This is a genomic window from uncultured Sphingomonas sp. (assembly GCF_946477935.1).
Classification (GTDB): Bacteria; Pseudomonadota; Alphaproteobacteria; order Sphingomonadales; family Sphingomonadaceae; genus Sphingomonas.
This window is the reverse complement of the sequence record NZ_CAMLAC010000146.1, coordinates 1-9,114: the sequence shown is the minus strand read 5'-3', so window position 1 is coordinate 9,114 and position 9,114 is coordinate 1. Positions and strand designations below refer to the sequence as shown.

Genomic DNA, 9,114 nt, shown 5'->3' with positions numbered 1-9,114 from the left:
GCTGGTCTGCCCCTCACCCTCCCACCGCTTCGCGGCGGGCCCCTCCCTCTCCCCGAAAGGGAGAGGGGTTTGAATTGTCAGCGTAGTAGGTCGCGGCCTACGATCATGCGCATGACCTGGTTGGTGCCCTCCAGGATCGAGTGGACGCGCAGGTCGCGCCAGAAGCGCTCGATCGGATAGTCCATCAGATAGCCATAGCCGCCGTGCAACTGCAGCGCGCGGTCGACCACCGACGATCCCGTATCGGTCGCAAGGCGCTTGGCCATGGCGGCGAAGCGGGTCTTGTCGGGCGCGTTGGCGGTGACCTTGGCGGCGGCCATGTAGAGCAGCGCGCGCGATGCCTCCAGCTCGGTTGCCATGTCGGCCAGCGTGAACTGCGTCGCCTGGAAGTCGGCAATGGCTTTGTTGAACTGCTTGCGATCCTTCACATAGGCGATCGCTTCGTCGAGGCAGCGCTGCGCGCCGCCCAGCGAACAGGCGCCGATGTTGAGGCGGCCGCCGTCCAGCCCGGTCATCGCGATGCGAAAGCCCTCGCCCTCGGCACCGACGCAGTTGGCGACGGGCACGCGAACCTGATCGAACGTCACCTGGCGCGTCGGCTGCGAATGCCAGCCGAGCTTGCGCTCGTTGGCGCCGAACGAGACGCCCGGCATGTCCTTGTCGATCACAAGGCAGGAAATGCCCTTGGGGCCTTCCTCGCCGGTGCGGACCATGGTGACATAGACCTCGTTCTCGCCGCCGCCCGAGATGAACTGCTTCGAGCCGGTGACGATATAGTCTTCGCCGTCGCGGACCGCGCGCGTCTTGAGCGCGGCGGCGTCAGAGCCGGAGCCGGGTTCGGTCAGGCAATAGCTGGCGAGCCGGTCCATGGTGACGAGATCGGGCAGGTAGCGCGCCTTCAGATCGGCATCGCCGTAGCGGTCGATCATCCAGGAGGCCATGTTGTGGATCGAGATGAAAGCCGAGGTGGAGGGGCAGCCATAGGCCATCGCCTCCATGATGAGCGCCGCTTCCAGTCGGCCGAGCGCGATACCGCCCGACTCTTCCGACACATAGATTGCAGCAAAGCCCAGCTCGGCTGCAGCCTTGATCGTGTCGCGCGGGAAGATGTGCTTTTCATCCCATTCACCCGCGAAGGGCGTGATGCGATCCGCAGTGAAGCGGCGGGCGAGTTCCTGAATCTCGCGCTGTTCGTCGGTCAACTGGAACTGGTCGGTCATGGCGGTCCTGTTCGAAAGGATGCGGCGATCAGGTGATCGCGGGGACGATCGGGGCGATCGGAATCGATTTGTTGACGACGGGCGTGGACCCGTCGTCGAGGCTGTCCGCCTCGTCCTCATGCCCCTGTTCATTGGCGATGACCGCCTCGGTCGTGGCGGGGGCTCCGCACGCGACGAGCGGCGACATGAACAGGGCAGCGAGCAGGCGGCGTTTCATCGGCATCATCCCATGGTGGGAATGACGAACGCATCCTGCACGCGGGAGGGTCCGCCATCCTCGCTGCCGGTGGGCAGGGCGGAGCCGTCCGGCCAGCGCTGCGTCACCGTCTTCACCTTGGTCCAGAAGCGCACGCCTTCCATGCCGTGCTGGTTGACGTCGCCAAAGGCGGAGCGTTTCCAGCCGCCGAAGCTGTGATAGGCGACCGGTACCGGGATGGGTACGTTGATGCCGACCATGCCGACATTGACGCGCGCGGCGAACTCCCGCGCGGCATGGCCGTTGCGGGTGAAGATGGCGACGCCGTTGCCGTACTGATGCTCGGACGGCAGGCGGAGCGCGGTTTCGAAATCGGGTGCGCGGACGATCTGGAGGACGGGGCCGAAGATTTCCTCGCGGTAGCTTTCCATCGTAGCCGTGACATGGTCGAACAGCGACGGGCCGATGAAGAAGCCTTGTTCATGGCCCTGGAGCGAGAAGCCGCGGCCATCGACGACCAGTTCCGCGCCTTCCTCGACGCCCCTGGCGATCCATGCCTCGACGCGCGCCTTGTGCGCCGCATTGACGACGGGTCCGTAATGCGCGTCCGCATCGGTGGATACGCCGACGCGCAACGCTTCGATCGCGGGGATGAGCTTGGCGCGGAGCGCATCGGCGGTACGCTCGCCGACGGGCACGACGACGGGCAGTGCCATGCAGCGTTCACCGGCCGAGCCGAAGGCGGCGCCGGCGAGATCGGCGACGACCTGATCGAGATCCGCGTCGGGCATGACGATGCCGTGGTTCTTGGCGCCGCCCATCGCCTGCACGCGCTTGCCCGCCTCGACGCCGCGGCGGTAAACATAGTGCGCGATGTCGGACGAGCCGACGAAGCTGACCGCGCTGATCGCGGGATGGTCGAGGATCGCATCGACCATTTCCTTGTCGCCGTGGACGACCTGCAGGATGCCTTCGGGCGCGCCGGCCTCCCGCATCAACTCGGCGAGGCGGACCGGGACCGAAGGATCGCGCTCCGACGGTTTCAGGATGAAGGCGTTGCCGCAGGCGATGGCGACGCCGAACATCCACATCGGGATCATGCCGGGGAAGTTGAACGGGGTGATGCCGGCGCCTATCCCGAGTGGCTGGCGCATCGAATACACGTCGATGCCGGGGCCGGCGCCCTGGGTATATTCCCCCTTGAGGGCATGGGGGATGCCGCAGGCGAATTCGATCACCTCCAGCCCGCGCTGAATATCGCCCTTCGAGTCGGCGATGACCTTGCCATGTTCGGAGGAGAGCAGGTGGGCGAGCGCATCCATCTCGCGCTCGACAAGCTCCTTGAAGCGGAACATCACGCGGGCACGCCGCTGCGGGTTGGTGGCGGCCCAGCCGGGTTGTGCCGCAAGTGCGGCGGCGACCGCGCGGTCGAGATCGGCGGTGGTGCCCAGCGGCACCCGGGCCTGCACCTGGCCGCTATTGGGGTCGAACACCTCGCCGTGGCGGGCAGTCGCGGTCACGCCGCCGGTACCGGCGATCACATGGTCGATCACGCGCATAACACTCTCCTTCGATCGGCTGGACCTGTTGGGCCTCTTTGCGTCCGTTGTAATTTCATTGCTTGCCCGCGCAAGTCTCGAATGACGGGGCTGGATCCAGGAAAGTCGCTAACCCAGGTTCGGGAGCGGGAACGTCGGGCGATGCGACCCATTTGGGACGTGAGCAGACACAGGAGCTTTCCATGACCGATCGTCCCCAGCCGCCCTATCCCGAACAGCAGCAGCCGATTCCCGGTCGTACCGACGCGATGGACCCCCGCCCCGATCATGGCGAGACCAGCTACAAGGGCAGCGGCCGCCTGGAGGGAAAGAAGGCGATCATCACCGGCGGCGACAGCGGGATCGGCAGGGCGGTCGCGATCGCCTATGCGCGCGAAGGGGCCGACGTGCTGATCTCGTATCTGAACGAGGATGACGACGCGGCCGAGACCAAGCGGTTGGTGGAAGAGGCCGGCCGGCAGGCGGTGCTGGTGCCCGGCGACATCAGCGATCCGGCAGGCGCGCGCGCGGTGATCGACAAGGCGGTGGAGGCGTTCGGCCGCGTCGACATCCTGGTCAACAATGCCGCGCACCAGCGGAGCTTCCAGGCGATCGAGGACATTCCGGACGAGGAGTGGCAGAAGACCTTCGCCACCAACATCCACGCCATGTTCTATCTGTCCAAGGCGGCGGTCGCGCACATGGGCGAAGGGGCGTCGATCATCAACACGACCTCGATCAATGCGGATCAGCCGAGCCAGCAACTGCTCGCCTATGCGACGACCAAGGGGGCGATCCATAATTTCACCGCCGGGCTGGCGCAGATGCTGGCGGAGCGGAAGATCCGGGTGAACGCGGTGGCGCCGGGGCCGGTGTGGACGCCGCTGATCCCCTCCACCATGCCGCCCGAGGCGGTGAAGACGTTCGGGGAGAATACGCCGCTGGGTCGTGCCGCGCAGCCGGCCGAACTGGCGCCGCCCTATGTGATGCTGGCGACCGACGAGGCGAGCTACATCACTGGCGCGACCATCGCCGTGACCGGGGGACGTCCGTTCCTGTGATGGATCAGGCCCGGCCGTATCACTCCTGAAGCGGATGCGGCCGGGCCTTTTGCCACCCTTGTATCCCGACCCCGCCTTGCCTAAACCGCTGAGCGGAGGGGATAATAATGGCAAATTGCTTTAAGAATATATTGGCGGCGCTGCTGCTCATGACGGGTGGTAGTGCGGGCGCGCAGGACCAGTTCATCGATCCCAATACGCTGCGGCCGTCGCTGGACCCGAACCGCAAGGCGAACGGGTTGGCGCTGACGCCGCCGATGGGGTGGAATAGCTGGAACAAGTTCGGGTGCCGTATCGACGAGGCGACGGCGCGCGCGATGGCGGACGCGATCGCCAGCAACGGCATGGCAGAGGCGGGGTATCGCTACATCGTCATCGACGATTGCTGGCATGGTGCGCGCGACGAGAACGGTTTCATCACCGCCAATGCCGAGAAATTCCCCTCCGGCATCAAGGCGCTGGCCGACTACATCCATTCCAAGGGGCTGAAGTTCGGCATCTATTCGGACGCGGGCGCCAAGACCTGCGGCGGCAAGCCGGGCAGCCAGGGGCATGAATATCAGGACGCGCTGACCTATGCGCGCTGGGGTGTCGATTATCTGAAATATGACTGGTGCTCGACCGGCACGCGCAATGCCGAGGAAGCCTATGCGCTGATGTCGGATGCGCTGAAATCGACCGGGCGGCCGGTGGTGCTGGCGATCTGCGAATGGGGCAACAACCGTCCCTGGGAGTGGGCCAAGAAGATCGGCAATCTGTGGCGCACCTCCGCCGATATCCGCGACGCGTGGAAGGGGCGCGAAAAGTGGTCGATCGGCCTGCTCGACATCATCGACCTGAACGAGCCGCTTTATCCACATGCGGGGCCGGGGCATTGGAACGACCCGGACATGTTGGAGGTGGGCAATGGCGGAATGAGCGACGCGGAGTATCGCGCGCATTTCAGCTTGTGGGCGATGATGGCGGCGCCGCTGATTGCGGGGAACGATATCGTCGCGATGAGCGCGGAGACGCGAGCGATCCTGCTGAACCGCGAAGTGATCGCGGTGGATCAGGATGCGCTGGGGCAGCAGGGTCGGCGGGTGCGGGACGACGGCGATCTGGAAGTGTGGGCGCGGCCGCTGGTCGATGGCAGCCGCGCGGTGATCCTGTTCAATCGGTCGGAGCAGGCGGCGGACATGGCGGTGGAGTGGCCGGAGATCGGTCTGACCAGGGCGGTGCGGGCCGAGGTGCGCGACCTGTGGGCGCATCGATCGCTGGGCCGCATGGCGGGGCGGTTCACCGCCAGCGTGCCGGCGCACGGGGTGGTGATGGTGACGGTGAAGCCATGACCGTCACCGCACCCGTGATGGACCGGCGAGCGGTTCTGATCTAACGGCCGCTCCATGCCAATCGATCTCATCTGCCTGGATGCCGACGACACGTTGTGGCACAATATGCGCCACTTCGAGGAGGCGCAGGCGGCGCTGCTCGCGCTGCTCAAGCCCTTTGCCGATGCACAGGTGACGCGCGCCGCGATGGATGCGTGCGAGATGCGCAACCTGTCCGTCTATGGTTACGGGGCGAAGGGCTTCACGCTGTCGATGGTGGAGACGGCGATCGAACTGGCAGGCGACCGCCTGCCGGTCAGCGCGATCGCCGAGATCCTGGCGGCGGGCCGTCGGCTGCTGGCGCATCCGGTGGAATTGCTGGACGGGATCGAGGACACGCTGGACCGGCTGGCCGAGCGCGGGCGGCTGATCCTGGTGACCAAGGGCGACCTGCTGCATCAGGAGGCCAAGCTGGCGGCATCGGGGCTGGGCGACCGTTTTGCGGGCATCGAGATCGTCAGCGACAAGACGCCGGACACGTTCCGCCGGCTGTTCGCGCGCCACAACATCGATCCGGCATGTGCGGTGATGGCGGGCGATTCGATGCGCTCCGACGTGCTGCCGGCGCTGGAGGCGGGGGCCTGGGCGGCGTTCGTGCCGCAACCGGGAGCCTGGATACACGAGCAGGGCCGCACGCCAGGCGATCATCCACGGTTCCGCGAACTGACGGCGCTGGCCGAGTTGCCGAACTGGATCGACACCATCGGGCAGGCGAACACAGCCACTTGACCGGCCGTGTCGTACCGCGCACCGCTACAATCGTTTTCACTACGGGGGTTGGGAGAGAATAATGACCGAAGCTGCCGATCGCATCGTCGCCGGCGTGGAGCTGGGCGGCACCAAGTCGATCGTGCTGATCGGCCGGGGACGCGAAATCCTGGTGTCCGAACGCTTTCCGACCACCGATCCGGCCACGACGCTGGGTGCCCTGTCTGCCAAGCTGGCCGAATGGCGTGACGCCTATGCGCCCGAAGCGCTGGGGATCGGCAGTTTCGGGCCGATCGCACTGGATGCGAACGGCGCGGATTTCGGGCGTATGCTGGCGACACCCAAGCCCCATTGGGCGGGCGCGGACGTGCGGGGCGCACTGGCCGAAGGGTTTGGCGACCGGATCGCGATCCATACCGACGTGACCGGCGCGGCGCTGGCCGAAGGCTTCTGGGGCGCGGCCAAGGGGCTGACCGACCATGTCTATGTCACCGTCGGCACCGGCGTGGGCATGGGCATCGTATCGGGCGGCCATCCCGTATCCGGGCGGATGCATCCGGAAGCGGGGCATGTGCGGGTGCGGCGCATGCCGGGGGACAGCTTCACCGGCGTGTGCCCCTTTCATGGCGACTGTCTGGAAGGACTGGTTTCCGGTCCGGCGATCGCGGCGCGGGCCGGGCGGCCGGCGCAGGAGCTGGACGCGCATGATCCCGCCTGGACCTTCGTTGCCGATGCGCTGGCGGAAAGTTTCGTCGGGCTGTTCCTGACGCTGGCCTGCGGGCGGATCGTGGTCGGCGGCGGTGTCGGCATGGGGCAGCAGCATCTGTTGCCGATGGTGCAGCAGCGGGTGGTGGCGAAGCTGGCCGGATACCTGCCCTTCGTCGATGCCGCGCAGGTGGCGAACCGCATCGTCCATGCGCAACTGGGCGACCAGGCCGGACCGCTCGGCACGCTGGCGCTCGCCCAGACGGCGCTGCCGGCGCGCTGACAGCGCCTTTCCAACAAAATCTGCGGGACCTGAGAAATCGCTGTCCTACAGCGAACCAATATGGTTCGTTGCTGCCGGGGAGATCGGCATGACGGATATCGAGAAACTGATCGACGGGGTGATCGCGCGCGAAGGAGGCTATGTCGACCATCCCGCCGACCGGGGTGGGCCGACACGGTTCGGGATCACCGAGGCAGTGGCGCGGGCAGGTGGCTATGCCGGGGCGATCCGGCATCTGCCGCGTAGCATGGCGGAGACGCTGTATCGAACGCGGTACTGGCGGACGCCCGGCATCGACCGGGTGGCGCGGCGCGCGCCCGTTCTTGCCGCCGAACTGTTCGATGGCGGGGTGAATATGGGGCCGGCGGTGGTGATCGGCTTCCTTCAGCGCGCCTTGAACGCGTTGAACCGCGGCGGGGCCGATTATCCGGAGGTGGCGCGTGACGGACTGATCGGAGCCGGAACGCTGGCGGCGCTGGACGCATTCCTGCGGCAGCGGGGTGCCGGGTCGGAGGCGGTACTGGTGAAGGCGGTCCAGGCGCTGCGCGGCGAACGCTATATCAGCCTGGCCGAGCAGCGCCCGGCGAACGAGGCATTCCTGTATGGCTGGCTGGCGCACCGGGTTGGGGTACGGACATGACGGCGGGGGATGAGCCCGCCGAGGCGGTCGATCGCTGGACGGCGCAGGCGCGGCCGGCCTTTCTGTACGTGATGTACGTGTTCCTGTTGTGGAGCCTGCCGATGAGCATCGTCGCAGGGCTTCGCCCGGCAATGGCGCAGGCGATGATCCGGGGCATGGCGGCGTATCTGGCGGCGATCCCTGAGCCGCTCTACGCTCTCTTCGGCACCGGCTATCTGGGGTATACGGTGGCGCGGGAGTGGGGAAAGCGGCGATAGATCGGTCGGAACCCGCTCTAGATCAGCGGGGCGCGCGGTAGGGCAGGTCGCGGCGCAGGAAGACGATCGTATGCCAGCTTGCCCGGCGGGTGCGGAACACGGGGCGGTAATCGCGGGCCAGCGTCACCTTCAGCGCGGCGAGGCTGCCCGGATTCCAGATCCGCATCCGCCGGTCCGAGGTGACGATGACGGGCGGGCGCCTTCCCAGGATTCGGCGGACCTCGGCGGCCTCGTCGATGCCGGTCGCGCCTTGCTCGGTGGTGTAGGCGAGCAGGTTGGGAAAGGCGTAGGGCGTCGGCAGGCAGGTGTCGGCCAGTTGATAGGTGATCGTGTCGCCGATGAAGACATAGGAGCAGCCCGTGCCGCTGTTCGCCGCGACGATCCTGGCGGTCTGGTAGGCGCCCGGCGCATCGTCATGCGCGGTCAGCGCCTCCACCGACAGGATGGTGAGCCCGAGGCCCAGCGTGGCGACCAAGGCACGGGTCGAACGGCCCCAGCAGCGGCTGGCGACGAGCGTGAGGGGGGCGAGCAGCGGCAGGGCGTAATGGTCGAAAAAGGTGCCGATCGCCAGAAAACCGGCGGTGGCGGCGGTAAGCCAGCCCCAGGCGATCAGATTTGCGCTTGCCCTGACACCCTCGTGCGGGCGGCGGCGCCAGGCGATCGCGGCGGAGACGATGACGGGGGCAAGCTGCGCCGCGATGCCGAGCAGCCGCATCGCCAACTGGTCGGGCGGGTAGGGCGCGCGCAGCGCGATCGAGGTGATGTTGGCGAACCAGAAGGGCTGGAGCCAGCCACGCGCCCAGTACCAGCCGAGCGCGGCAGAGCTGGGGGCAAGCCCGATCGCCGCCCAGAGCAGCGCGGCGCCGGCGATGACGGGCCAGCGGACAGCCGTGCGGCGCAGATACCAGAGATGCGCGATGCCGAAGAATGCTCCCTCCACCGCCGGGGTATATTTCATCTGGATCGCGATGCCCGCCAGCAGGCAGGCGACGGCGCCGTTCCACAGGATGCGGGTGCGCTGCCCGTGAGCGGCCAGCGCGGGCAGGCCCAGCGTCAACCAGCCGGCCGCGGCCATGGGCAGGTTGTAGAAGACCGGCGACTGGCCGCCGCGGCCGCCGCGCAGCATCAGCGCGATC

Annotated in this window: 10 protein-coding genes; 6 read left to right on the top strand and 4 right to left on the bottom strand. The window is 67.1% G+C overall.

Annotated elements, in window-relative coordinates; translation table 11 throughout:
- Positions 1–77: 77 nt before the first annotated feature.
- Genes Q0U08_RS14135 through Q0U08_RS14125 form a run of 3 tightly spaced genes read right to left on the bottom strand, consistent with a single transcriptional unit; the run spans position 78 to position 2,975 of the window.
- Complete coding sequence (locus tag Q0U08_RS14135; protein WP_298092049.1) at positions 78–1,220, bottom strand: acyl-CoA dehydrogenase family protein; 1,143 nt, start codon at positions 1,218–1,220, stop codon at positions 78–80.
- A gap of 28 nt (positions 1,221–1,248) precedes the next feature.
- Positions 1,249–1,437 (bottom strand): hypothetical protein, encoded by a 189-nt coding sequence (locus Q0U08_RS14130; protein WP_298092048.1) that lies wholly within the window; start codon positions 1,435–1,437, stop codon positions 1,249–1,251.
- Positions 1,438–1,442: 5 nt separating this feature from the next.
- Positions 1,443–2,975: a CoA-acylating methylmalonate-semialdehyde dehydrogenase gene (locus Q0U08_RS14125; protein ID WP_298092046.1), complete on the bottom strand. Its 1,533-nt coding sequence runs from the start codon at positions 2,973–2,975 to the stop codon at positions 1,443–1,445.
- A 182-nt stretch (positions 2,976–3,157) separates the two neighbouring features.
- On the opposite strand from Q0U08_RS14125, the gene Q0U08_RS14120 reads away from it, so the two are divergent.
- The 6 genes from Q0U08_RS14120 to Q0U08_RS14095 all read left to right on the top strand — a co-directional run bounded on the left by Q0U08_RS14120 (position 3,158) and on the right by Q0U08_RS14095 (position 7,978).
- Positions 3,158–4,015 carry a glucose 1-dehydrogenase gene (locus Q0U08_RS14120; RefSeq protein ID WP_298092044.1) on the top strand — a complete coding sequence of 286 codons (858 nt, stop codon included), beginning with the start codon at positions 3,158–3,160 and terminating at the stop codon, positions 4,013–4,015.
- Between the two features lie 107 nt (positions 4,016–4,122).
- Complete coding sequence (locus Q0U08_RS14115) at positions 4,123–5,346, top strand: glycoside hydrolase family 27 protein (protein ID WP_298092042.1); 1,224 nt, start codon at positions 4,123–4,125, stop codon at positions 5,344–5,346.
- A gap of 54 nt (positions 5,347–5,400) precedes the next feature.
- Entirely contained in the window at positions 5,401–6,114 is a 714-nt protein-coding gene (locus Q0U08_RS14110) for an HAD family hydrolase (protein ID WP_298092040.1), read from the top strand.
- Positions 6,115–6,175: 61 nt separating this feature from the next.
- A complete protein-coding gene (locus Q0U08_RS14105) occupies positions 6,176–7,081 on the top strand; it encodes an ROK family protein (RefSeq protein WP_298092039.1) in 906 nt (301 codons plus the stop codon).
- An 88-nt stretch (positions 7,082–7,169) separates the two neighbouring features.
- Positions 7,170–7,721: a glycosyl hydrolase 108 family protein gene (locus tag Q0U08_RS14100; protein ID WP_298092036.1), complete on the top strand. Its 552-nt coding sequence runs from the start codon at positions 7,170–7,172 to the stop codon at positions 7,719–7,721.
- Complete coding sequence (locus tag Q0U08_RS14095; RefSeq protein WP_298092034.1) at positions 7,718–7,978, top strand: 3TM-type holin; 261 nt, start codon at positions 7,718–7,720, stop codon at positions 7,976–7,978. The genes Q0U08_RS14100 and Q0U08_RS14095 overlap by 4 nt, the downstream gene beginning before the upstream one ends.
- Before the next feature lie 22 nt (positions 7,979–8,000).
- On the opposite strand, the gene Q0U08_RS14090 is transcribed toward Q0U08_RS14095, so the two are convergent.
- Positions 8,001–9,114, bottom strand: a 1,114-nt coding sequence (locus tag Q0U08_RS14090; RefSeq protein WP_298092032.1) for a hypothetical protein, incomplete at its 5' end; no start/stop codon positions are given.

Coding starts and splice junctions, on each gene's coding strand:
- Q0U08_RS14135 (WP_298092049.1), bottom strand. CDS start 1,220: ATGACCGACCAGTTCCAGTTGACCGACGAACAGCGCGAGATTCAGGAA.
- Q0U08_RS14125 (WP_298092046.1), bottom strand. CDS start 2,975: ATGCGCGTGATCGACCATGTGATCGCCGGTACCGGCGGCGTGACCGCG.
- Q0U08_RS14130 (WP_298092048.1), bottom strand. CDS start 1,437: ATGAAACGCCGCCTGCTCGCTGCCCTGTTCATGTCGCCGCTCGTCGCG.
- Q0U08_RS14095 (WP_298092034.1), top strand. CDS start 7,718: ATGACGGCGGGGGATGAGCCCGCCGAGGCGGTCGATCGCTGGACGGCG.
- Q0U08_RS14105 (WP_298092039.1), top strand. CDS start 6,176: ATGACCGAAGCTGCCGATCGCATCGTCGCCGGCGTGGAGCTGGGCGGC.
- Q0U08_RS14115 (WP_298092042.1), top strand. CDS start 4,123: ATGGCAAATTGCTTTAAGAATATATTGGCGGCGCTGCTGCTCATGACG.
- Q0U08_RS14100 (WP_298092036.1), top strand. CDS start 7,170: ATGACGGATATCGAGAAACTGATCGACGGGGTGATCGCGCGCGAAGGA.
- Q0U08_RS14120 (WP_298092044.1), top strand. CDS start 3,158: ATGACCGATCGTCCCCAGCCGCCCTATCCCGAACAGCAGCAGCCGATT.
- Q0U08_RS14110 (WP_298092040.1), top strand. CDS start 5,401: ATGCCAATCGATCTCATCTGCCTGGATGCCGACGACACGTTGTGGCAC.